Source organism: Streptomyces sp. B1866, from assembly GCF_031932565.1.
In the GTDB taxonomy this organism is placed as follows: Bacteria; Actinomycetota; Actinomycetes; order Streptomycetales; family Streptomycetaceae; genus Streptomyces.
The window spans coordinates 1-25,334 of record NZ_JAVSCF010000069.1 but is presented as its reverse complement, the minus strand read 5'-3'; the positions used below and the strand labels follow the sequence as shown (position 1 = coordinate 25,334).

Genomic DNA, 25,334 nt, shown 5'->3' with positions numbered 1-25,334 from the left:
CGAGCCGACACCGCACGTCGACTGGACCACCGGAGACATCGAGCTGCTGACCGAGTCGGTGCCGTGGCCCGCCGCCGACCGGCCGCGCCGCGCAGGCGTGTCGTCCTTCGGCATCAGCGGCACCAACGCGCACGTCATCCTGGAACAGGCGCCCGTACCGGCGGAGTCCGGCGGGCCCGCGCCGGAGCGGGACCCCGCCGTCCCCGTGCCGTGGGTGGTGTCGGCCCGCACCGCGGCCGGCCTGCGCGTGCAGGCCGCGCGCCTGCGGGGCTGGGCGCTGGCGCACCCGGAGGTGGCGCCGGCCGACACGGCCGCGGTGCTGGCGTCGGGGCGGGCTGCGCTGGAGCACCGCGCGGTCGTCCTCGGCCGCGACCTGGCGGAGCTGACCGGCGGGCTGGCGGCCGTCGCGGACGGCGAGCCGGCGGCGGGCGTGGTGTCCGGGGCGGTCGGGCGCGGCGCCCGGGGGACGGCGGTGCTGTTCACGGGCCAGGGGGCCAGGTACCGGGGCGCCGGACGGGAGCTGTACGCCGCGTTTCCCGTCTTCGCCCGGGCTCTGGACGAGGTGTGCGCCGCCTTCGACCGCGTGTCGGTCCACGACGTGAGGGCGCGGCTCCTCGCGCCGGACGGCGGCGGGCCGGACGGCGGCGCGGAGGAGGGTGTGGAGGGCACCGGGCTGGCGCAGCCGGCGCTGTTCGCGTTCGAGGTGGCCCTGTACCGGCTGTGGCGCTCCTGGGCGCCGGCGCCGGACCTCGTCGCGGGGCACTCCCTGGGCGGCATCACGGCCGCGCACGTGGCGGGGGTGTTCTCCCTTCAGGACGCGGTCGCCTTCGTCGCGGCCCGGGCGCGGCTGATGGGCGGCCTGCCCGAGGGCGGGGCCATGCTCGCCGTCGGCGCCGGGGAGGCGGACGTACGGGCCCTGCTGGCGGAGGCGGCGGTCGGCGGGGCCGGTGTCGCCGCGGTCAACGGGCCCGCCGCCGTGGTGGTCTCGGGTGAGGCCGCGGCGGTGTCGGAGGTGGCGCGGCTGTGCGCGGAGCGGGGGTGGCGCGGCACTCGCCTGCGGGTGTCGCACGCCTTCCACTCGGCTCTGGTGGAGCCGGTGCTGGCGCCGCTGCGGAAGGTCCTGGCGGGCCTGTCGTTCGCGGCGCCCGGGCTGCCGGTGGTGTCCGACACGACGGGCCGGGTCGCCGCCGCCGAGGAGTTGTGCGATCCGGAGTACTGGGTGCGGCACACGCGGCAGGCCGTGCGGTTCGCGGACGTGGTCGCCGCGCTGCGGGCGGAGGGCGTGTCGACGTATCTGGAACTGGGTCCGGACGCGGTGCTGACCGCGATGGTCGCGGAGTGCGCCGCCGGAGGCGCCGGGGCCGCGGTCGCCGTCCAGCGCCGCGACCGGGACCGGGTCGCGTCCGTGCTGGCGGGCCTGGCCCGGGTGTTCGTGCGCGGCGGGCCTGCGGACTGGGCCGGGCCGGCCGGCGTGGACGCCGCCGACGCCCGCCGCCGGGTGCCGGACCTGCCCACGTACGCCTTCGAGCGGCAGCGGTTCTGGCTGGACGCGGGCGCGGGCCCGGCGGACCCGGCGGGCCTGGGCCAGGGCGTGGTGGACCATCCGCTGCTGGGCGCGGTGGTGGAGGTCGCCGACGGGGGCGGCGCGCTGTTCACCGGGCGCCTCGCGGGTGACACGCACCCCTGGCTCGCCGACCACGCGGTGTTCGGCGCGGCCCTGGTGCCGGGCACGGCGTTCCTGGAACTCGCCCTGCACGTGGGCGGCCGGGTGGGCTGCCCGTACGTCGAGGAGCTGACGCTGGTGGCCCCGCTGGCCGTGCCGTCCGCCGCGGGCGTGCAGATCCAGCTCGGCGTGGGCTCGCCCGACGCGTCCGGCGTCCGGCCCGTCACCGTGCACGCCCGGTCGGAGGGGGCCGACCGCCCGGACACCGGCTGGACCCTGCACGCGACGGGGGCGCTGGCGCCCGGGGCCCCGGAGCCGCCGGTGCCCGCCGCCCTGGCGGTCTGGCCGCCCGCGGACGCGGAGCCGGTGGAGGCCGGTGAGCTGTACGAGGCCGCCGCCGACGCCGGGGTGCGGTACGGTGCGGCGTTCCGCGGCGTCCAGGCGGTCTGGCGGAAGGGATCCGACGTCTTCGCCGAGATCGCCCTGCCGGAGGGCGCCGGTTCGGACGGGCACCGCTTCGGCCTGCACCCGGCGCTGTTCGACGCGGCGCTGCACCCGCTCGGCCTGACGGCGGCGGGTGGCGCGGAGGAGAGCGGCGCGGCGGCTGCCGGGGTCGGCGAGCACGTGCGTCTGCCGTTCTCCTGGCGCGGCGTGTGCCTGCACGCGCCCGGCGCGCGGGAGTTGCGGGTGCGCCTGCGGGCGGACGGGGCGGACAGGTTCGCGGTCGAGGCCGTCGGCGAGGAGGGCCTGCCGGTGGTCTCGGTCGCGTCGCTGGCGGTGCGCCCGCTGGCCCGCGACCAGGTGCCGGTCCCCGCGGCGGAGGCCGCCGAGTCCCTGTTCGCGCCGCACTGGGTGCCGGCGGATGAGGACCCGGCCGTGGCACCGCCCGGGGACTGGGCGGTGGTGGGCGGCGCGGACGCCGGTGACGTCGCCGCGTTCGCGGCCCGCCACGACGCCCGCCGGTATGCCGGCCTCGCGGACCTGTTCGCCGCGGTCGACGCGGGCGCGCCGGTGCCCGGCGCGGTGCTGCTCGCGCCGCCGCCCGCCGCCGCCGCGGCCGGGTCCGGGTCCGGGTCCGGGGCGTACGGTCCGGCCGCCGTGCACGGGTCCGTACGGGACGCGCTCGCCGCCGCGCGGGCGTGGCTCGCCGACGACCGGTTCGCCGCCGCCCGGCTCGTCGTGGCGACCCGCGGCGCGGTCGCCGCGGAGGAGGGCGCCCCGGAAGGCCCGGACCTCGCCGCCGCCGCGGCGTGGGGACTGTGGCGGGCCGTACGGTCCGAACACCCCGGCCGGATCGCCCTGCTGGACCTCGGGCCGGACGGCGCCGGGCCGGACGGCGCCCGCGCCGACACCCTCGCCGCGGCCGCCCGCCTGCCCGAGTCCGCCGTCCGCGCGGACCGGGTCCTGGTGCCCCGGCTGCGGCGGGCGCCGGCCCCGTCGGCGGCGGCGGACGGCTTCGCCTTCGCCGAGGGCGGTACGGTGCTGGTCACCGGCGGCACCGGGGCGCTGGGCGCGCTGGTGGCCCGGCACCTGGTGACCGCGCACGGCGTGACCCGGCTGCTCCTGCTGTCCCGGCGAGGCGAGACCGCCCCCGGCGCCACCGACCTGACCGCCGAACTCACCGCCCTCGGCGCCGACGTCACCATCACCGCCTGCGACACCGCCGACCGCACCGCACTCGCCCGCACACTCGCCGCCGTACCCGCACGCCACCCGCTGACCGGTGTCGTGCACCTGGCCGCGGTCGTCGACGACGGGCTCGTCGCGTCGCTGACCGCGGACCGCCTGGAGCGGGTGCTGCGGCCCAAGGCCGACGCGGCGCTGCACCTGCACGAGCTGACCTCGGGGTCGGACCTGTCCGCGTTCGTGCTCTTCTCCTCGGCGGCCGGCCTGGTCGGCAACGCCGGGCAGGCGGGCTACTGCGCCGCGAACGTCGTCCTCGACGCGCTCGCCGAGCGCCGCCGGGCGCTCGGGCTGTCCGCGCTGTCCCTCCAGTGGGGCCTGTGGGAGGGGGACAGCGCGCTGACCGCCGGGCTCGGCGCCGCCGGCCGGCGGCGGCTGGCCCGGGCCGGCGTCCGGCCGCTCTCGGCGGAGCAGGGCCTGGCGCTGCTGGACGCCGCGGCCGGGCGCGCCGAGGCCGTACTGACCCCCGTGCGTCTGGACCCGGCGGCCCTGCGGGACGCGGGGGACGGCCTGCCGCCGGTGCTGTACGGCCTGGTCCCCGCGCACCGCCGCCGGGCCGGCCGCGCCGGGCGCGGCGGGGGCGCGCTGGTCCGCCGGCTCGGCGCGCTGCCGGCGGCCGAGCAGGAGCGCCTGCTGACCGACGTGGTCCGCACGCACACCGCCGCCGTCCTCGGGCACGCCGACGACCGGCCGGTCGACCCGGACCGGGCCTTCAGCGACCTGGGGCTGGACTCGCTGGCCGCGCTGGAGCTGCGCGACCGGCTCAGCGGCGCGGTCGGCCTGCGGCTGCCCGCCACCGCGCTGTTCGACCACCCGACCGCGGGCGCGCTGGGCCGGCACCTGCGCGCCGCGCTCCTCGACACGCCCGCGCGCCCCGCCGCCGTACCGGCCCGGGGGGCGGACGAGCCGGTCGCCGTCGTCGGGATCAGCTGCCGCTACCCGGGCGGCGTCGCCGGACCCGAGGACCTGTGGCGGCTGGTGGACGCGGGGGCCGACGCCATCGCGGCGTTCCCCGACAACCGCGGCTGGGACACCGGGCGCCTGTACCACCCCGACCCGGACCACCCGGGCACGGCGTACGTGCGCGAGGGCGGGTTCCTGTACGACGCCGACCGGTTCGACCCCGATTTCTTCGGCATCTCGCCGCGGGAGGCGCTGGCCATGGACCCGCAGCAGCGCCTGCTGCTGGAGGCGTCGTGGGAGGCGGTGGAGCGCGCGGGCATCGACCCCAGGTCGCTGCGCGGCAGCCGCACCGGCGTCTTCGCGGGCCTGATGTACTCCGACTACGCCGCCCGGCTGTCCGACGCCCCCGAAGGCGTGGCCGGCTACCTGGGCAACGGCAGCGCGGGCAGTATCGCCTCCGGCCGCGTCGCCTACACCCTGGGCCTGGAGGGCCCGGCGGTCACGGTGGACACGGCGTGCTCGTCGTCGCTGGTCGCGCTGCACCTGGCCTGCCAGGCGCTGCGGCAGGGCGAGTGCGACATGGCCCTGGCGGGCGGCGTGACGGTGATGTCGAGCCCCGCGACGTTCGTGGAGTTCTCGCGGCAGCGCGGCCTGGCGCCCGACGGCCGCTGCAAGTCCTTCGCGGCCGGCGCCGACGGCACGGCGTGGTCGGAGGGCGTCGGCCTGCTCCTCGTGGAGCGGCTGTCCGACGCCCGGCGCCGCGGCCACCGGGTGCTCGCCGTGGTGCGGGGCAGCGCCGTCAACCAGGACGGGGCCAGCAACGGCCTGGCCGCGCCCAACGGGCCGGCCCAGGAGCGGGTGATCCGCGCCGCGCTGGCGCAGGCCGGGCTCGGCCCCGGCGACGTGGACGCCGTGGAGGCGCACGGCACCGGCACGCCCCTGGGCGACCCGATCGAGGCGCACGCGCTGCTGGCGACGTACGGCAGCGAGCACACCGCCGGGCGGCCGCTGTGGCTCGGGTCGGTCAAGTCCAACATCGGTCACGCGCAGGCCGCTGCCGGAGTCGCCGGCGTCATCAAGATGATCATGGCAATGCGGCACGCGGAACTGCCCGCGACCCTGCACGTCGACGCGCCCTCCCCGCACATCGACTGGTCCGGGGGCGCGGTGTCGCTGCTCACCGGGGCCGTGCCGTGGCCCGAGGCGGACCGGCCGCGCCGCGCGGGCGTGTCGTCGTTCGGCATCAGCGGCACCAACGCCCACGTCGTCCTCGAACAGGGCGACGCCGCGGCACCGGACGACGCCGCCGAGCCGGACGCCGCCCCGCCCGGCGCACCCGAGAAGCCGGTCGGCGGGCCCGAGCCGGTCGGCGGACCCGCGGTGGCCTGGCCCGTCTCCGCCGCGAGCCCCCTCGCGCTGCGGGCGCAGGCCGAGCGGCTGGCCGCCCACCTGCGGGCCCGGCCGGGCGCCCGGCCCGCCGACGTCGCCCACGCGCTGGCCGCCACCCGTACCGCCTTCGAGCACCGCGCCGTGCTCGTCGGCGACGACACCGCCGGGCTCCTCGCCGCCCTCGACGCGCTGCGCGCGGGCACGGCGCACGGCGCGGTCGTCACCGGCACGGCGGAGCCGCCCGGCCGGGTCGCGTTCGTCTTCGGCGGCCAGGGCTCGCAGTGGACCGGGATGGGCGCCCGGCTGCTGGCCGAGGCGCCGGTGTTCGCCGAGCACATCCAGCGCTGCGACGCCGCGCTCGCCCCGCACACCGGCTGGTCGCTGGTGGACGTCCTGCGACGGCGGCCCGGCGCGCCCCCGCTGGACCGCGTGGACGTGGTGCAGCCCGCCCTGTTCGCCGTCATGGTGTCGGTGGCCGCCCTGTGGCGCGCCCTCGGCGTCGAACCGGCCGCCGTCGTGGGCCACTCGCAGGGCGAGATCGCCGCGGCGTACGTCGCCGGAGCGCTGACCCTGGACGACGCGGCCCGGGTCGTCGCCGTGCGCAGCCGCGCGCTGCGCGCCATCGCCGGAGGGGGCGGCATGATGTCGCTCGCCGCCTCGGCCGACCACGCCGGACGGCTCGTCGCCGGCCGGCCGGGGCAGCTCGGCGTCGCCGCGGTCAACGGGCCCGGCGCCGTCGTGGTCTCCGGCGCCGCCGCGGCCCTGGACCAGCTGTACGCGCGGTGCGAGGAGGAGGGCGTCCGGGCCCGCCGGCTGCCGGTGGACTACGCGGCGCACTCCGCCGCGGTCGAGGCCGTCCGCGACGAGCTGCTGGCCGGGATCGGCGCCGTGGCCCCGGCCGCCTGCCCGGTCGCCTTCTACTCCACGGTCACCGGCGACCTCCTCGACGGCGCCGCCCTGGACGCCGGGTACTGGTACCGCAACCTGCGGGAGACCGTCGCGTTCGAGCAGGCCACCCGGTCGCTGCTGCGCGACGGGTATCCGGTCCTGGTCGAGACCAGCCCGCACCCGGTGCTGGCGCCCGCCGTCGAGCAGACCGCGCAGGAGCGGGGGACCGAGGCCCTGGTCGTCGGCTCGCTCCAGCGCGACGCCGACACCCTGGGCCGCTTCCTGACCGCCGCCGCTGCCTTGCACGTGCGGGGCGTCGCCGTCGACTGGCCGGCGGCCCTGGCCGGCCGCGAGCCCCGGCCGGTGGACCTGCCCACGTACGCCTTCCAGCGCGACCGCTACTGGCTGGAGGCCGCGCCGGCCGCCGGGAACGCCGAGGGGCTGGGCCTGCGGTCCGCCGACCACCCCCTGCTGGGCGCCGCCGTGGCGTCCGCCGAGGGCGACCGGCACCTGCTGACCGGCCGCGTCTCGCTGCGTTCCCACCCGTGGCTGGCCGGCCACGCTGTCCTCGGCACGGTCCTGCTGCCCGGCGCCGCCTTCGTCGAACTCGCCCTGCACGCGGGCGGCCTGGCGGGCTGCGACCTCGTGGAGGAGCTGACCGTGGAGGCGCCGCTGGCGCTCGGGGACGCCGCGGTGCAGCTCCAGGTCCTCCTCGACGGACCCGACGAGCAGGGGCGCCGGGCCGTGGCCGTCCACGCGCGCCCGGACACCGCGCCGCCGGGGCCGTGGACCCGCCACGCGAGCGGCGTCCTGGCCCCCGCGCGCGCGGACGCCGGGCCCGCGGCGGACGCAGCGGGCGGCGAGGCGTGGCCGCCGACCGGCGCCGCCGCGTGCGACACCGGCGAGCTGTACGAGCGGCTGGCGGCGAGCGGCTACGCCTACGGCCCGCTGTTCCGGGCGGTCCGCGCCGCCTGGCGGCACGGCGACGCCGTCCTCGCCGAGGTCGCGCTCGCGGGCGACGACCACGGCGCGGAGCGCTTCGCCCTCCACCCGGCCCTGCTCGACGCGGCGCTGCACGCCGCCGGAGCGCTCGGCGGCGGGACCGGCGCCGAGGATCCGGGCCCGGCGCTGCCGTTCGCGTGGACGGGCGTGCGCCTGCACGCGGTCGGCGCGACGGCGCTGCGTGTGCGCCTGTCCCGCAGCGGGCCGGGGGCCGTCACCCTCAGCCTGGCCGACCCGGCCGGCGGCCCCGTCGCCACCGTCGCCTCCCTCGTCTCGCGCCCCGTCTCCCGCCCCGCGGCGGCCGGCGGGCGCGCACCGGCCCGGGCCGACGGCACGGGCGACGACCTGTTCCACGTCACGTGGCCGCTCAGGCCCGTACCGGCCGGGACGGCGCCGGGCGCCTGGGCGGTCGTCGGACCCGACGACCTGGGCGTGGCGGCCGCCCTGCGCGCGGCAGGCGCGGACGTCACCACGCCGCCCGACCTGGCCGCGCTCGCTTCCGGCGGCCCGCTCCCGGACGTCGTCGCCGTCACCTGCGCCCAGCCCGCCGCGCCGCCCGCCGGGGAGGAGAGCCCCGCCGCCGCGGCGCACGCCGCGACCCGGCGCGTCCTCGGCCTGCTCCAGGGCTGGCTCGCCGAGGGCCGGTTCGCGGGCACTCCGCTTGCGGTGCTGACCCGCGGCGCCGTGCCCGGGCCGTACGGCGAGGCGGTGGACGACCTCGCCGCCGCGGCGGCCGTGGGCCTGGTGCGCTCGGCCCAGACCGAGAACCCCGGCCGGGTGGTGCTCCTCGACGTCGACGACCACCCCGCGTCGTTCGCGGACCTGCGCGCGGCCGTCGCCTGCGGCGAACCGCAGCTCGCCGTGCGGGCCGGCGCCTGGGCGGCCCCCCGCCTGGCCCGCACCCGGGCCGCGGAACGGCTGTCCGCCCCCGCCGGCGCCGAAGCGTGGCGCCTGGACCTTCAGGGCACCGGCTCCCTCGACCGGCTCGCCCTGGTGCCGAACCCGGACGCCGCCGGGCCGCTGGGGCCCGGCGAGGTGCGCGTCGCCCTGCGCGCCGCCGGGCTGAACTTTCGCGACGTCGTCGTCGCCCTCGGCATGGTCGAGGACGCCCGGCCGCCGGGCGGCGAGGGCGCGGGCGTGGTCCTCGACGTGGGCTCCGGCGTCGGCGACCTGGCGCCCGGTGACCGCGTCATGGGCCTGTTCTCCGGCGGCACCGGCCCCGTCGCGGTGGCCGACCGCAGGCTGCTGGCCCCGGTCCCCGACGGCTGGTCGTACCCGCGGGCCGCGTCCGTGCCGGTGGTGTTCCTCACCGCCTACTACGGCCTGGTGGACCTCGCGGGCGTCCGGGCCGGCGAGTCGCTGCTGGTGCACGCGGCGACCGGAGGCGTGGGCATGGCGGCCGTGCAGCTCGCCCGCCACTGGGGCCTGGAGGTGTACGGCACCGCCTCGCCCGGCAAGTGGGACACGCTGCGCGCCCAGGGCCTGCCCGACGCCCGTATCGCCTCCTCCCGCGACCTGGGCTTCGCGGACGCGTTCCGCGACGCCGGCGGCGGACGCGGCGTCGACGTCGTGCTCAACTCGCTCGCCCACGAGTACGTCGACGCGTCGCTGGGCCTGCTCGGCCCCGGCGGGCGGTTCCTGGAGATGGGCAAGACCGACATCCGCGACCGGGACGCCGTACGCGCCGCCCACCCGGGCACCGACTACCGCGCGTTCGACCTCATGGACGCCGGCGCCGACCGTGTCCAGGAGATCCTGGCCGACCTCGGCCGCCTGTTCGCCGCCGGCGCGCTGCGGCCGCTGCCGGTCACCACCTGGGACGTGCGCGACGCCGTGCCCGCCTTCCGGCACCTGGCCCAGGCCCGGCACACGGGCAAGGTCGTCCTGACCCTGCCGCCCACCGCCGCCGGGCCCGCCGCCGACCCGGGCGGCACCGTCCTGATCACCGGCGGCACCGGCACCCTCGGCGGGCTGCTCGCCCGCCGCCTGGTCGCCGAACACGGCGTGCGCCGCCTGGTGCTGACCAGCCGGCGCGGCCCGGCCGCCGACGGCGCAGCCGAACTGCTCGCCGACCTCACCGCCCTGGGCGCGGACGTCAGGATCGAGGCCTGCGACGCCGCCGACCGCACGGCGCTGGCCGCCCTGCTGGCCTCGCTGCCCGACGCGCACCCGCTCACCGCCGTCGTCCACGCCGCCGGGGCGATCGACGACGCCGCCGTGCAGGCCCTCACGCCCGACCGGCTGGGCCGCGTCCTGCGCCCCAAGGTCGACGCCGCCTGGCACCTGCACGACCTCACCCGCGGCCACGACCTGGCCGCGTTCGTGCTGTTCTCCTCGATGGCCGGCACCTTCGGCGGCGCCGGCCAGGCCAACTACGCCGCGGCGAACGCGTTCCTCGACGCGCTCGCCCAGCACCGCCGCGCCCAGGGCCTCGCGGCCACCTCGCTGGCCTGGGGCCTGTGGGAGCAGGCCAGCGGCATGACCGGCCACCTCGGCCGGGACGACCTCGACCGCATCGCTCGCACCGGGGTGGCCGCGCTGGAGACCGGCCACGCGCTGGCCCTGTACGACGCGGCGCGCGCGGCCGACCGGCCCGCCGTCGTGCCCGCCCGGCTCGACCTCGACGCGCTGCGCGGCGCCGGCGACCCGCCCGCGCTGCTGCGCGACCTCGTACGCCCGCGGCCCCGGCGCGCCGCCACCGCCGGTCCGGACGCGTCCACGCTCGCCGAACGGCTCGCCCGGCTGCCCGAGGAGCGGCGCCGGCAGGCCCTGACCACCCTGGTCCGCGACGAGACCGCCGCCGTCCTGGGGCACGCCACGCCGGAGGCGATCGGCCCGGCGCGCCCGTTCAAGGCGCTCGGCTTCGACTCCCTCACCTCCGTGGAGCTGCGCAACCGGGTCGCCGCGGCCACCGGGCTGAGGCTGCCGGTCACGCTCGCCTTCGACCACCCCACCCCCCAGGCGCTCGCCGCGCACCTCGCCGCCGAACTGTTCGGCGCCGAAGCCCCCGCGGCCCCGGCGGCGCCCGGCCCGGCCGCGGACGACGACCCGGTGGTGATCGTGGGGCTGGGCTGCCGGTACCCGGGCGGCGTGGCGGACGAGCACGGCCTGTGGCGGCTGCTCGCCGAAGGGGTCGACGCCATCGCCCCGTTCCCCGGCGACCGCGGCTGGGACCTCGACGGCCTGTACGACCCCGACCCGGACCGGCCCGGCACGTCCTACGTCACCGAGGGCGGCTTCGTGGCCGACGCGGTCGGCTTCGACGGCGAGTTCTTCGGCATCTCGCCGCGCGAGGCGGCCGCCATGGACCCCCAGCAGCGGGTGCTGCTGGAGACGGCCTGGGAGACCGTCGAACGCGCCGGGATCGACCCCACGTCGCTGCGCGGCACCAGCACGGGCGTCTTCGTCGGCGCCATGGCGCAGGACTACCACGCGACCGCGCAGGCGATCCCCGAAGGGCAGGAGGGCTACCTGCTCACCGGGACCGCCACCAGCGTGATCAGCGGCCGGGTCTCCTACGTGCTCGGCCTGGAGGGGCCCGCGGTGACGGTGGACACCGCCTGCTCCTCCTCGCTGGTCGCCCTGCACCTCGCGGCGAACGCGCTGCGGTCCGGCNGTTCTTCGGCATCTCGCCGCGCGAGGCGGCCGCCATGGACCCCCAGCAGCGGGTGCTGCTGGAGACGGCCTGGGAGACCGTCGAACGCGCCGGGATCGACCCCACGTCGCTGCGCGGCACCAGCACGGGCGTCTTCGTCGGCGCCATGGCGCAGGACTACCACGCGACCGCGCAGGCGATCCCCGAAGGGCAGGAGGGCTACCTGCTCACCGGGACCGCCACCAGCGTGATCAGCGGCCGGGTCTCCTACGTGCTCGGCCTGGAGGGGCCCGCGGTGACGGTGGACACCGCCTGCTCCTCCTCGCTGGTCGCCCTGCACCTCGCGGCGAACGCGCTGCGGTCCGGCGAGTGCGACCTGGCGCTGGCGGGCGGCGTCGCGGTGCTCGCCTCGCCGCGGGCGTTCATCGAGTTCAGCAGGCAGCGCGGGCTCGCCCCCGACGGCCGCTGCAAGCCGTTCGCCGCCGCGGCCGACGGCACCGGCTGGGGCGAGGGCGTGGGTCTCGTCCTCGTGGAGCGGCTGTCCGACGCGCGCCGCCGCGGACACCGGGTACTCGCGGTCGTCCGCGGCTCGGCGGTCAACCAGGACGGCGCCTCCAACGGGCTGACCGCCCCCAACGGCCCCTCGCAGCAGCGCGTCATCCGGCAGGCCCTGGCCGCCGCCCGCCTGGCGCCCGGCGACGTGGACGCGGTCGAGGCGCACGGCACCGGCACCCGGCTCGGCGACCCCATCGAGGCCCAGGCCCTGCTCGCCGTCTACGGAGGCGGGCACACCGCCGAACGCCCCCTGTGGCTCGGCTCGGTCAAGTCCAACATCGGCCACACCCAGTCCGCCGCCGGCATCGCCGGGGTGCTCAAGATGGTGCTCGCGATGCGCCACGGCGAACTGCCGCCCACCCTGCACGTCGACGCGCCGACCCCGAACGTGGACTGGTCCGGGGGCCACGTCGCCCTGGTGACCGAGCGTCGGCCGTGGCCCGAGACCGGCCGCCCGCGGCGCGCGGGCGTGTCGTCCTTCGGCGTCAGCGGCACCAACGCGCACGTCATCCTGGAGCAGGCCCCCGCCGACGACCCGCCGGCCGCCGCGCCCGCGGACGGGCCCGCGCCCGAGCGGGGCGTGGCCGGGGTGGTGCCCTGGCCGCTGTCGGCGCGTACGGCCGACGGGCTGCGGGCCCAGGCCGTACGCCTGCGGGAGTGGGCCGGGCGGCACCCGGAGGCGCAGCCCGCCGACGTGGCCTGGACGCTGGCCACCGGGCGGGCCGCCCTCGGCCACCGCGCGGTGGTCCGGGGCCGGACCACCGCCGAACTCGCCGCCGCACTCGCCGACGTGGCCGACGGCCCGGCGGCGCCCCCGGCCGGCGCGGCCGACGGGCCCGGCCCGGTGTTCGTCTTCCCCGGCCAGGGCGGGCAGTGGACCGGCATGGCCGCCGGACTGCTCGCGGTCTCCCCCGTCTTCGCCGACGCGGTCCGCGAGTGCGCCGCCGTGATCGACCCCCTGATGCCCGGCCCGCCGCTGCTGGACCTGCTCAGCCGTACGGACCCGGAGACGGCGGCGGCGCTGGCCCGCGTCGAGGTGCTGCACCCCGCGCTGTTCGCCGTCATGGTCGGCCTCGCCCGCTGGTGGGAGTCGTGCGGGGTGCGCCCGGCCGCCGTGGTCGGCCACTCTCAGGGCGAGGCCGCCGCGGCGTACGTCGCGGGCCTGCTGTCCCTGGAGGACGCCGCCCGGGTCTCGGTCATGCGGGTACGGGCCGTGCAGACGGCCGGCGTGTGCCGCGGCCGCCTGCTCGCGGTGGCCCTGGCGGCGGAGCGCGCCGAGGACGTGCTCGCGGCCACGGGCACCGCAGGCCGGGTGGCCCTCGGCGCCGTCAACAGCCCGTCCGGCGTGGTGCTCTCCGGCGACACCGACGCCCTCGGCACGGTCCGGGCCGCGTGCGAGCGCGAGGGCGTACGCGCCCGCTGGGTGCCGGGCGCATACGCCTCCCACTCGCCGCAGATGGACCCCGCCCGCGACGAGGTCACGCGCCTGCTGGCGGACCTGCGGCCGCTGCCGGGCCGCATCCCGATGTACTCCACCGTCACCGGCGCGGCCCTCGGCGAGGGCGCCGCGCTGGACGCCGCGTACTGGTTCGACAACATGCGCCGCACCGTGCGGTTCGAGGCCGCGGTCCGCGCGGCGGTCGCCGACGGCCACGACACCTTCGTCGAGTGCAGCCCGCACCCCGGGCTGGCGGTCCCGCTCGGCGACACCCTCGACGCGCTCGGCGCGTCCGGGGCCGTGCTGGAGACCCTGCGCCGCGCGGACGGCGGCCCGGACCGGCTCGTCGCCGCGCTGTCCGCCGCCTTCGTACGCGGCCTGCCGGTCGACTGGGCCGGGCTGCTGGCCGACGGCCGGGCCACCCGCGTGGACCTGCCCACGTACCCGTTCCAGCGGCGCCGGCACTGGGCGGGGCCGGCCGGCGCGGCCGGGGCGGCGGGCGCGGGCTGGGGGCAGTCCCCGGTCGAGCACCCGGTGCTGGGCGCGGGCGTGGAACTCGCCGACGGCTCGGGCACGGTGTTCACCGGACGCCTCGCGGCCGCCTCCCACCCCTGGCTGGCCGACCACGCGGCGCTCGGCTCGCCCGTCGTCCCCGGCAGCCTGCTGGTGGACCTCGCGCTGCGGGCCGGCGGCGAGACCGGGTGCCCGGTGGTCGAGGACCTCACGCTGCACACGCCGCTGGTGCTGCCCGACACGCAGGGCGTACGGGTCCAGGTCACCCTCGACACGCCCGACCGGGCCGGGAGCCGCGCCGTCACCGTCCACTCGCGGCCCGAGGACTCCCCCGCCGGCGCGCCGTGGACCCGGCACGCCACGGGCACCGTCGCCCCCGGCGGCCACCGCCCGGCCCCCGGACCGGACCACTGGCCGCCGCTGGGCGCCGGCCCGCTGCCGGTGTCCGGGATCTACGAACGGCTCGCCGACGCGGGCCTGCGCCTGGGGCCCGCCTTCGGCACCCTGCGGGCCGCCTGGCGGCGCGGCGACGAGGTGTACGCCGACCTGGCGCCCGCCGACGGCCGGGACGGCGCCCGCCTCGACCTGCACCCGGCCCTGCTGGAGGCGGCCGTGCACGGGCTGGCCCCGGAACCGGCGGACGAGCCGGACGACGGCGTGTCGCACGTGCGGCTGGCGTCGTCCTGGCGCGGCGTGTCGGCCGTTCCCGGCTCGCCGCCCGCGGCGCGCCTGACCCTGCGTCCCGCGGAGGACGGCGCGCTGGCCGTCGAACTGGCGGACGAGGCCGGCCGGTCCGTCGCCGCCATCGAGTCCGTGGCGCTGCGCCCGTGGTCCGCGGCGCGGCTGCGCGCGGCCGGCCGCGAACGCCCGGTGCTGGCCCGGCTGGACTGGGCGCCGCCGCTGCCGCCGGACGGCGCGGCCGGTGCGGGCGGCGCGGCCGATGCCAACGGCGCGGCCGGGACCATCGGTGCGGCCGGGACCTGGGCCGTCGTGGGCCGGGACGGGGCACTGGCCGCCGCGCTCGGGGCGGACCTGCACGACGGCTGGCCCGCCCTGGTCGCGGCGGTGGACGCCGGCGCGCCCGTCCCCGGCGACGTCGCCCTGCCCGTCGGCGGCGACACAGACGACGGCGACACAGACGACGGCATCGGAGACGGGGGCATCGGAGACGGCGGCATCGGAGACGGCGGCATCGGAGACGGCGGCGTTTCGGACGCGGCCCGCGCGGCGGTGCGGCGCGTGCTCGCGGCGGCCCGCGCCCTGTCGGCGGATCCGCGGTTCGCCGCCACCCGGTTGGTGGTGGTGACCCGCGGCGCGGTGTACGCGGAGGTCGCCGACCGGGTCACCGACCCGGCGGCCGCCGCCGCGTGGGGAGCGGTGCGGGCGGCCCGGCCGGACCGTCCCGGCCGGTTCGTCCTCGCCGACCTCGACGGCCACGAGGCGTCCGCGCGGGCGCTCCCCGCCGCCGCGCCCTGGGGAGAGGAGGTCGCGGTGCGCGCCGGGCGGGTCCTGGTGCCGAGCCTGGTGCGGGCCCCCGCGGTCAAGGCCGCCGGGACCGCCTTCCCGGCGGACGGGACGGTGCTGGTCACCGGCGGAACGGGCCGGCTGGGGGCGGCGACCGCGCGGCGCCTGGCGCGCTCCCACGGCGTACGGCACCTGCTGCTGGCGAGCGAGGAAGGCGCGGCCGCGCCGGGCGCGGCGGAGCTGGTGGCCGAACTGTCCGGGCTGGGCGCGGCGGTCGAGGTGGCGGCCTGCGACGTCGCCGACCGGGACGCGCTGGCGCGGCTCCTGGCGCCGCGCCCCGGACGCCCGGCGCTGGGCGCCGTCGTGCACGCCGCCGCGTTCGCCGACGGCGGCGCCCCGGACGGCGTCGGCGACACGGGCGCTGGGGAGCGCGGAGCGGCGCCGGGCGACGCGGAGGCGCTGCCGGGGCCGGTGGCCGACGGCGCCTGGCACCTGCACGAGCTGACGCGGGACCTCGGGCTGTCCGCGTTCGTCCTGCATGCCTCCGCCGCCGGGCCGGCCGGCGGCGGACGGACGGCGCACGCCGCGGCCGGCGCGTTCCTCGACGCCCTGGCCCAGCACCGGCGGGCCCTCGGCCTCACCGGCCTCTCCCTCGCCTGGGGACCCCTCGCCTGGGATACGCCGGCCGGCCAGGACCCGGCGGACGGCGCCGTACCCCGCGGCGGGCTGCTGCCGCTGTCCGAGGAGCAGGCCATGGCCCTGTTCGACCAGGCCCTCACCCGGCCCGAGGCCGCGCTCGCCCCGCTGTGCGCGGACACCGCCGCCGTACGCCGCGGCGACCCGGACGTGCCCGCGCCGCTGGCCGGGCTGGTCACCGGGCCCCGGCGCGCGGACGCCGCCGGGGCCGCGCCGGAAACCGCCGTACCCCTCGCGCAGCGGCTGCTCGGCCTGCCCGACGACGAGCAGGAGCAGGCGCTGGTCGACCTGGTGCGTACCCACGCCGGAGCGATTCTCGGCCACGACGACCCCGAGGACATCGACCCCGGCACCGCGTTCAAGGACCTCGGCTTCGACTCCCTGACCGCGCTGGAGATGCGCAACCGGCTGCGGACGGCGACCGGGCTGCCGCTGCCCGCCACGCTCGTCTTCAGCCACCCCAACGCGGCCGCCCTCGGCCGCCACCTGCGCTCCCGGCTGGCCCGCGAGCACGCCGTCTCGTGGGACTCCGTGCTGGGCGAGTTCGAGCGCGTCGAGGCGATGCTCGCGCTGCTGGACGAGCAGGACCGGGCCAGGGCGGCGGAGCGGCTGCGGGAACTGGCCGCGGGCGGCACGGGCGGGGCCGCGGCCCCGCGGGCCGCGCCCGGGTTCGACGCGGCCACCGACGAGGAGATGTTCGAGTTCATCGACGGGGCGGGCGACCGCTGACCACCGACACGGGACCGGGGCTGTCCCCGTCCTGACGAGACTCACACGGAGCACACAGGCGATGGCGAACGAAGAACAGCTTCGCGACTACCTCCGCCGGGCCGCAACCGAGTTGCACGAGACCCGGGCCCGGCTGCGGGACGCCGAGGACCGGTGGCACGAGCCCGTGGCGATCGTCGGCATGCAGTGCCGCTATCCCGGCGGGGTCGCCTCCCCCGACGAGCTGTGGGACCTGGTACGCACCGGCACCGACGCGATCACGGGCATTCCGGCCGGGCGCGGCTGGGAGCCGCGGGAGGCGTCCGGCGGCGCGTCCTACCGGGGCGGGTTCCTGCACGACGCGGCCGACTTCGACCCGGGGTTCTTCGGCATCTCGCCGCGCGAGGCGCTGGCCATGGACCCGCAGCAGCGGCTCCTGCTGGAGGCGGCCTGGGAGACCGTCGAACGGGCGGGGATCGACCCCGCGTCGCTGCGCGGCAGCCGCACGGGAGTGTTCACGGGGGTGATCGCCAGCGACTACCTCTCCCGCCTGGCCGCCGTTCCCGAGGAGGTCGAGGGGCACCTGCTGACCGGCAGCCTGGTCAGCGTGGCCTCGGGCCGGATCGCGTACACGCTCGGCCTGGAGGGCGCGGCCGTCACGGTCGACACGGCCTGCTCGTCCTCGCTGGTCGCCCTGCACCTCGCCTGCCAGGCGCTGCGTGCCGGGGAGTGCGACCTGGCGCTGGCGGGCGGCGCGACCGTGCTGGCGACGCCGGGCGCCTTCGACGAGTTCGCGCGCCAGCGGGGCCTCGCGGCCGACGGCCGGTGCAAGTCGTTCGCGGCCGGTGCCGACGGCACGGGCTGGAGCGAGGGCGTCGGCATGCTGCTGGTGGAGCGGCTGCCGGACGCGGTGCGCAACGGGCACCCGGTGCTGGCGGTGGTGCGCGGCTCGGCGGTCAACCAGGACGGCGCGTCCAACGGGCTCACCGCCCCCAACGACCTGTCCCAGGAGCGGGTGATCCGCGACGCGCTGGCCGCCGCCCGGCTGGCGCCCGGCGACGTCGACGCGGTCGAGGCGCACGGCACCGGCACCCGGCTCGGCGACCCCATCGAGGCCCAGGCCCTGCTGGCCACGTACGGTCGGGAGCACACCGCCGAACGCCCCCTGTGGCTCGGCTCGGTCAAGTCCAACATCGGCCACACGCAGGCCGCGGCCGGGGTCGCCGGGGTCGTCAAGACGGTCATGGCGCTGCGCCACGGCGAACTGCCGCGCACCCTGCACGCCGCGGAGCCCACGCCGGAGGTCGACTGGGCCGGCGGCGGCGTGGCGCTGCTCACCGAGCCGGTCGCGTGGCCGGGCGGCGGCGACCGGGTACGCCGGGCCGGCGTGTCGTCCTTCGGCGTCAGCGGCACCAACGTGCACGTGATCATCGAGGAGGCGCCGCGGCCCGAGGAGGCGGACGCCGCCCCGCCCGCGCCGGGCGAGGGCGAGGGCGTGGTGCCGTGGGTGGTCACGGCGCGGTCCGAGGGGGACCTGCGGGCGCAGGCGGCGCGGCTGCGCGACTGGGCGGCCGGCCACCCCGCCGTCCCGCCGGCCGACGTGGCCTGGTCGCTGGCGTCCGGACGGGCGGTCATGCGGCACCGGGCCGTCGTCGTCGGGCGCGGGACGGCCGAGCTGACGGCGGGTCTGTCCGCCGTCGCGGCGGGCGACGACGCGGCGGCGGAGGCCGCCGGGGCGGTGACGGGGGCCGCGGCGGGCGGCGCGGGCGGGACCGCGGTGCTGTTCACCGGGCAGGGGGCGCGCTGCGGCGGCACCGGACGGGCCCTGTACGAGGCCTTCCCGGTGTTCGCCGCCGCGCTGGACGAGGTGTGCGCCGCGTTCGACGCGGTGACGCCCTTCTCCGTACGGGATGTCGTGCTCGGCACGGCGGACGACAGGTACGGCCGAGGCGGCACGCACGCCCAGGACGGCACGTACGGCCACGGAGCGGACGGCCACGACGGAGCGGACGGCCACGACGGAGCGGACGGCCACGACGGAGCGGACGGCCACGACGGAGCGGACGGCCAGGACGGAGCGGACGGGCCGGAGGACACCGGTGTGGCCCAGCCCGCGCTCTTCGCCTTCGAGGTGGCCCTGTACCGGCTGTGGACCTCGTGGGCGCCCGCCCCCGACTACGTGGCGGGCCACTCGCTCGGCGAGGTCGTCGCGGCCCACGTGGCCGGCGTGCTGCCGCTCGGCGACGCCGTCGCGCTCGTCGCCGCCCGCGCCCGGCTGATGAGCGCGCTGCCGGCCGGCGGCGCGATGCTCGCGGTGGCCGCTCCCGAGGCCGCGGTCGCCGAGGTGCTGGCGGCGTTCGCCGGCCGCGTGGAGCTGGCCGCCGTCAACGGACCCGCCAGCGTCGTGGTCTCCGGCGCCGCCGAGGCCGTGGCGGAGGTGCGCGGCGCCTGCGCGGCCCGCGGCTGGCGGTGCACGCCGCTGCGGGTCTCGCACGCGTTCCACTCCCCGCTCGTGGAACCCGTGCTCGCCGACCTCGCGGACGCCGTCGCGGGACTGCGGCCCGGCGCCCCCGCGATTCCGCTCGTGTCCACGGTGACCGGCGCCGTGGCGCCCGCCGGACGGCTGCGCGACCCGGGCTACTGGGTGGAGCAGGTCCGGCGCCCGGTCCGGTTCGCCGACGCCGTGGCGGCGCTGCGGGCGGCCGGTGTGACGGCGTTCGTGGAGATCGGGCCCGAGGCCGCGCTCACGCCCGTGGTCGCCGAGTGCGCCGCCGCCGGGGACGCGCCCTCCGACGTCCTGGCCGTCGCCGCGCAGCGCCACGACCGGGAGCCGGTGCGCTGCGCGCTGGAGGCCCTGGCGCGGGTGTTCGCGCACGGCGCGCGGGTGGACTGGACGGCGCTCACCGCCGGGCCGGACGCCGGCCCGGCCGCGCGCGCCCGCCGCCGGGTGGAGCTGCCCACGTACGCCTTCGACCGGCGGCGGTTCTGGCTGGAGGCGGCCGGCGGCGGCGACGCGGCGGGGCTCGGGCAGGCGAGCGCGGACCACCCGCTGCTCGGCGCGGCGGTGGCGCTCGCCGACGGGCACGGCGCGCTGTTCACCGGGCGGCTGTCGCTCGACACCCATCCGTGGCTCGCGGACCACGTCGTGCTGGGCACCGTGCTGCTGCCGGGCACGGCCTTCCTCGAACTCGCCCTGTACGCCGGCCGCGGCACCGGGTGCGAGCGCGTCGAGGAACTGTCCCTGGAGGCGCCGCTGGCCTTCCCCGAGCGCGGCGGACTCCACGTCCAGGTGTGGGTCGAGGCCCCGGACGGCGACGGACGCCGCGCGCTGACCGTGCACTCCCGGCCCGACGGCGGCGACCGCGACGAGCCGTGGACCCGCCACGCGGCCGGCGCGCTCGCCCCGGCCGACGGCGCCGCCGCCGACCAGCTGCCCGCCTGGCCGCCCGCCGGGGCCGTGCCCGTCCCGCTCGACGGGTTCTACGCGTGGCTGGCCGACACCGGCGTCGCCTACGGGCCGGCCTTCCGCGGCGTACGGGCGGCCTGGCGCGTCGGCGGCGAGGTCTTCGGCGAGGTGGCGCTGCCCGAGAGCGTCGAATACCAGGCGGGCCGGTTCGCCGTGCACCCCGCGCTCATGGACGCCACGCAGCACCTGCTGGGCATCGCCGCCTTCGCCGACCGGGCCGGGGACGGCTCCGGCCCGGTGTCCCTGCCGTTCTCGTGGCGCGATGTACGCCTGTCGGCCGCCGGGGTCCCGGCGGCGCGGGTGCGGCTGCGGCGCACCGGGCCGGAGTCGGTGTCGCTGGACCTGTACGACGCGGCGGGCCGGCCGCTGGCCGCGGTGGAGTCGCTGGCGGTGCGCCCGGTCTCGGCCGAGCAGCTGCGCTCCGCCACGGCGGCCCGGCGCGACCCGCTCTACGCGGTCCGGTGGATGCCGCTGCCGCACCCGGCGGGCGCTGCCGCACCCGCCGCCGGGCGGTGGGCGCTCGTCGCGGACCGGGACCCGTTCGCCGGCCGCCTGGACGCCGCGGTCCACCCGGACCTGGCGGCGCTCGCCGAGGCCGTCGAGCGGGGCGCGCCCGTGCCGGAGGTCGTCGTCCTGCCGTGGCCCGACGCCGCCGCCGCCGCGCCCGCGCCCGCCGACCCCGTTCCCGCCGACGCCGACGCCGACGCCGTTCACGGAGAGGTCGGCCGCGCGCTGCGCGTCGTGCAGGACTGGCTCGCCGAGCAGCGCCTGGCCTCGGCCCGGCTGGCCGTGGTCACCCGCGGCGCGGTGTCCACGGGCGACGGCGACCCGGTGCGCGACCTCGCGGCCGCCTCCGTCGGCGGCCTCGTACGCTCCGCGATGTCGGAGAACCCGGGCCGCCTGGTGCTGGTCGACCTCGACGGCGACGAGGCGTCCGTGCCCGCCCTGGCAAGCGCCGTGGCCGCCGCCGACTCCGGCGAGCCGCAGCTCGCGGTGCGCGCGGGCGCCCTGCGCGTGCCGCGCGTCGCCCGTACCGCGCCCGCGGGAGCCGACGGCGCGCCCGCCGGGCCCGCCTTCGACCCGGACGGGACGGTCCTGGTCACCGGCGGCACCGGTGCGCTGGGCGCCCTGGTGGCGCGCCACCTGGTCACCGCCCACGGCGTGCGGCACCTGCTGCTGACCAGCCGCCGCGGCCCGCGGGCCGCCGGCGCCGCCGAGCTGGCCGCGGAGCTGTCCGGCCTGGGGGCGGCGGTGCGGATCGAGGCGTGCGACGTCGCGGACCGCGCCGCGCTGGCCGCGCTGCTGGCCGCGATCCCGCCGGAGCGCCCGCTGCGCGCCGTGGTGCACACCGCGGGCGTCGTCGACGACGGCGTGATCGCCGCCCTCACCCGCGACCGGGTCGGCGCCGTGCTGCGCCCGAAGGTCGACGCCGCGCTGCACCTGCACGACCTCACCCGAGGCCACGACCTGACCGCCTTCGTGCTCTACTCCTCCGTCGCCGGCGTGATCGGCAGCCGCGGCCAGGCCAACTACGCCGCGGGCAACGCCTTCCTCGACGCCCTCGCCCAGCACCGGCGGGCGCGCGGACTGCCCGGCGTCTCGCTCGCCTGGGGGCTGTGGGAGGAGGACAGCGGCCTGATGAAGGACGACTTCTCCGTCACCGACCGCCGCCGTATCGACCGCAGCGGCGTGCTGCCGCTGTCCGCCGAGCAGGGCCTGGCGCTGCTGGACGCCGCCCTCGCCCAGGGCGACCCGCTGCTCGCGCCGGTGCGGCTGGACCTGGCGGCGCTGCGCCGCCTCGACGACGAACTTCCCATGATCCTCAGCGGCCTGGTCCCGGCGCGGCGGCGCGCCGGGGGCGACGGCGCCCGCCTCCTCGCCCAGCGCCTGGCGGGCCGCTCCGAGGCCGAGCAGGTGCGGTTCCTCACCGAACTGGCCCGCGCCCAGGCCGCGCTCGTCCTCGGCCACCCCGGCCCGGAGGCGGTCGGCGCCGACCGGGCCTTCTCCGAGCTGGGCTTCGACTCGCTGACCGCGCTGGAGATGCGCAACCGGCTCAACGCCGCCACCGGGCTGCGGCTGCCCGCGACCGTCCTGTTCGACTACCCCAACGCGGCGGCGCTCGCCCGGTTCCTGCGCGCCGAGACCCTGCGGGCTCCGCTGTACGCGGCGGCGCGCGCCGCGGCGCCCGCCGGGGCGGCCGACGAGCCCATCGCCATCGTCGCCATGAGCTGCCGGTTCCCCGGCGGCATCGGCACGCCCGAGGAGCTGTGGCGGTGCCTGGCCGACGGCGCCGACCTGGCCTCGCCGTTCCCCGCCGACCGGGGCTGGGACCTGGCGGCGCTCTACGACCCCGACCCGGACCGGTCCGGGCGGTGCTACACCCGCGCGGGCTCGTTCCTGCGCGAGATCGACCGCTTCGACTCCGAGCTGTTCGGGATCTCGCCGCACGAGGCGCTGGCGATGGACCCCCAGCAGCGCATGCTCCTGGAGACGTCGTGGGAGGCGTTCGAACGGGCGGGCATCGACCCGACGTCGCTGCGCGGCACCAACACGTCCGTCTTCGCGGGGCTGATGTACTCCGACTACGCCGCCGGCCGCGTGCAGGACGTGGCGGACGAGCTGGAGGCGTACATCGGCAACGGCAACTCCTTCGGCGTCGCCTCGGGCCGCGTCGCCTACACCCTGGGCCTGGAGGGAGCGGCCGTCACGGTCGACTCGGCGTGCTCGTCGTCGCTGGTCGCGCTGCACTGGGCGAGCCACGCGCTGCGCGCCGGGGAGTGCGACCTGGCGCTGGCGGGCGGCGTGACGATCATGTCGACGCCCAGCGTCTTCGTGGAGTTCGCGCGCCAGCGGGGCCTCGCCCCCGACGGCCGCTGCAAGTCGTTCGCGGCCGGAGCCGACGGCACCGCCTGGGGCGAGGGCATCGGCATGCTGCTGGTGGAGCGGCTGTCGGACGCGCGGCGCAACGGGCACCCGGTGCTGGCGGTGGTGCGCGGCTCCGCGGTCAACCAGGACGGCGCCTCCAACGGGCTCACCGCCCCCAACGGCCCCTCCCAGCAGCGCGTCATCCGGCAGGCCCTGGCCAACGCGGGACTGTCCGCCGACGGGGTCGACGCCGTCGACGCGCACGGCACCGGCACCGTGCTCGGCGACCCCATCGAGGCGCAGGCCCTGCTGGCCACCTACGGGCAGGGCCGCCCGGCCGACCGGCCCCTGTGGCTGGGCTCGGTCAAGTCGAACTTCGGCCACACGCAGGCCGCGGGCGGCGTGGCGGGGGTGATCAAGATGGTGATGGCGATGCGGCACGGCACGCTGCCGAAGACGCTCCACGTGGACGGCCCGACGCCGCACGTCGACTGGAGCAGCGGACACGTCCGGCTGCTCGCGCGGCCGCGGGAGTGGCCCGAGACCGGCCGCCCGCGCCGGGCCGCCGTCTCGTCGTTCGGCATCAGCGGCACCAACGCGCACGTGATCCTGGAGCAGGCGCCCGCCGAACCGGCGCCGCCGCGGCCGGCCGGGGACCCGCCGCCGGCCGAGGCCGCCGACGGGTCCGGATCCGGTGCGCCTGCCGGGCCCGCGGGCGTGGGCGGGGTCGTGCCCTGGGTGCTGTCCGCCCGTACCGAGGCGGCGCTGCGGGCCCAGGCCGGCCGCCTGCGGGACTGGGCGGCGCGGCACCCCGACCACGCGCCGGCGGACGTCGCCTGGTCGCTCGCCTCGGGCCGCGCCACCCTGGAGCGCCGCGCGGTGGTGTGGGGCCGCGACACCGCCGAACTCGCCGCCGGGCTCGGCGCGCTGGCCGACGGCCGCGGGTCCACCGCCCCGGGCGTGGCCGTCGGCGACGCCGGCGGGCCCGGGGCGAGCCCGGTCACCGGGCCGGTGTTCGTCTTCCCCGGGCAGGGCTCGCAGTGGGTCGGCATGGCGGCCGGACTGCTGGCTTCGAGCCCGGTGTTCGCGGAGGCGGTCGGCGAGTGCGCCGCGGAGATGGACCCGCTGCTGGACGACTGGTCGCTCCAGGCGGTGCTGCGGGACCCGACGGGCGCCCTGCTGGAGCGCGTGGACGTCCTCCAGCCCGCGCTGTTCGCCGTGACGACGAGCCTGGCGCGCTGGTGGGAGTCGTGCGGGGTGCGCCCCGAGGCGGTGGTCGGGCACTCGCAGGGCGAGATCGCCGCCGCGTACGTCGCCGGGCACCTGTCCCTGGCGGACGCCGTACGGATCGTCGTGCTGCGCGGCCGGGCGCTGCGCCGGGTCACGGGGCGCGGCGGCGGCATGCTGTCGGCCGCCCTGTCCCCCGAGCGGGCCGACGGGCTCCTCGACGCGCTCGGGGCCGCCGGGCGGGTGTCGGTGGGAGCCGTGAACGGGCCCGCCGCCGTGGCCCTGTCCGGGGACCTCGACGCGCTCACCCGCGTCGCCGCTGCCTGCGAACGGGACGGCGTACGGGCGCGGTGGATCGCCGTCGACTACGCCTCCCACTCGGCCCACGTGGAGGACCTGCGGGAGGACCTGGAACGCCTGCTGGCCGACGTCGCGCCGCTGCCGGGCCGGCTGCCGATGTACTCCGCGGTGACCGGCGGGGCCGTGGCCGACGGCACGACGCTGGACGCCGGCTACTGGTACCGGAACCTGCGCGACACGGTCCGCTTCGACACCGCGATCGCCGCCGCGCTGGCCGACGGGCACACGGCGTTCCTCGAATGCAGCCCGCACCCGGGCCTGGTGGCGCCGCTGGAGGACCTGGTGGCGGCGGCCGGCTCCGGCGGCACCGTGCTGCACACCCTGCGGCGCGGCGCCGGCGGCCCCGACCGGCTCGTCGCCGCGCTCGCGGAGGCCTTCACCCGCGGCGTGTCCGTCGACTGGGCCGGGCTGCTGCGCCGGGACGGCGTGCGCCGCGTCGACCTGCCCACCTACCCCTTCCAGGGCCGCCGCTACTGGCTGGCCCCCGACTCCGGAACGGCCCTGCCCGGCGGGTCCCGGGCGGGCCGGGCGCCGGCGGAGGCCCCGGCCGGCGACCCCGTCGACGCGCGGCTGTGGGACACGGTCACGGCGGCCGGCACCGACGGGCTCGCCGCGCTGCTCGGCCTGCCCGAGGACGCGCCGCTGCGCGACGTGCTGCCCGCCCTGACGGCCTGGCGCACCCGGCAGCGGGCCGACGCCGCCGTCCGCTCCTGGCGCTACGGCGTCCGCTGGGAGCCGTGGGACAACGCCCCGACCGCCGCCGGCGGCCTCACCGGGCGCTGGCTGCTGGCCGCCCCCGGCCGTACGGCGGACGACCCGCTGCGCGCGGCCGTGTCCGGCGCGCTGGCCGGCCACGGCGCCGATGTCGTCGCGCCCGCGCCGGAGGAGCTGCCGTCCGGGCGGGCCGCGCTCGCCGCCT

At 79.3% G+C, this 25,334-nt stretch carries 2 protein-coding genes and 1 pseudogene; all 3 read left to right on the top strand.

The features are described from left to right. Positions 1-11,140, top strand: a pseudogene (locus RKE29_RS12400) (SDR family NAD(P)-dependent oxidoreductase); the annotation flags it as partial. Positions 11,141-11,178: 38 nt separating this feature from the next. Further along, on the top strand, positions 11,179-16,518 hold the full coding sequence (locus RKE29_RS12395; RefSeq protein WP_312005245.1) for a type I polyketide synthase: 5,340 nt from the start codon (positions 11,179-11,181) through the stop codon (positions 16,516-16,518). A 61-nt stretch (positions 16,519-16,579) separates the two neighbouring features. After that, a partial coding sequence (locus RKE29_RS12390) for an SDR family NAD(P)-dependent oxidoreductase (protein ID WP_312005244.1) occupies positions 16,580-25,334 on the top strand: 8,755 nt, incomplete at its 3' end.

Coding starts and splice junctions, on each gene's coding strand:
- RKE29_RS12395 (WP_312005245.1), top strand. CDS start 11,179: ATGGACCCCCAGCAGCGGGTGCTGCTGGAGACGGCCTGGGAGACCGTC.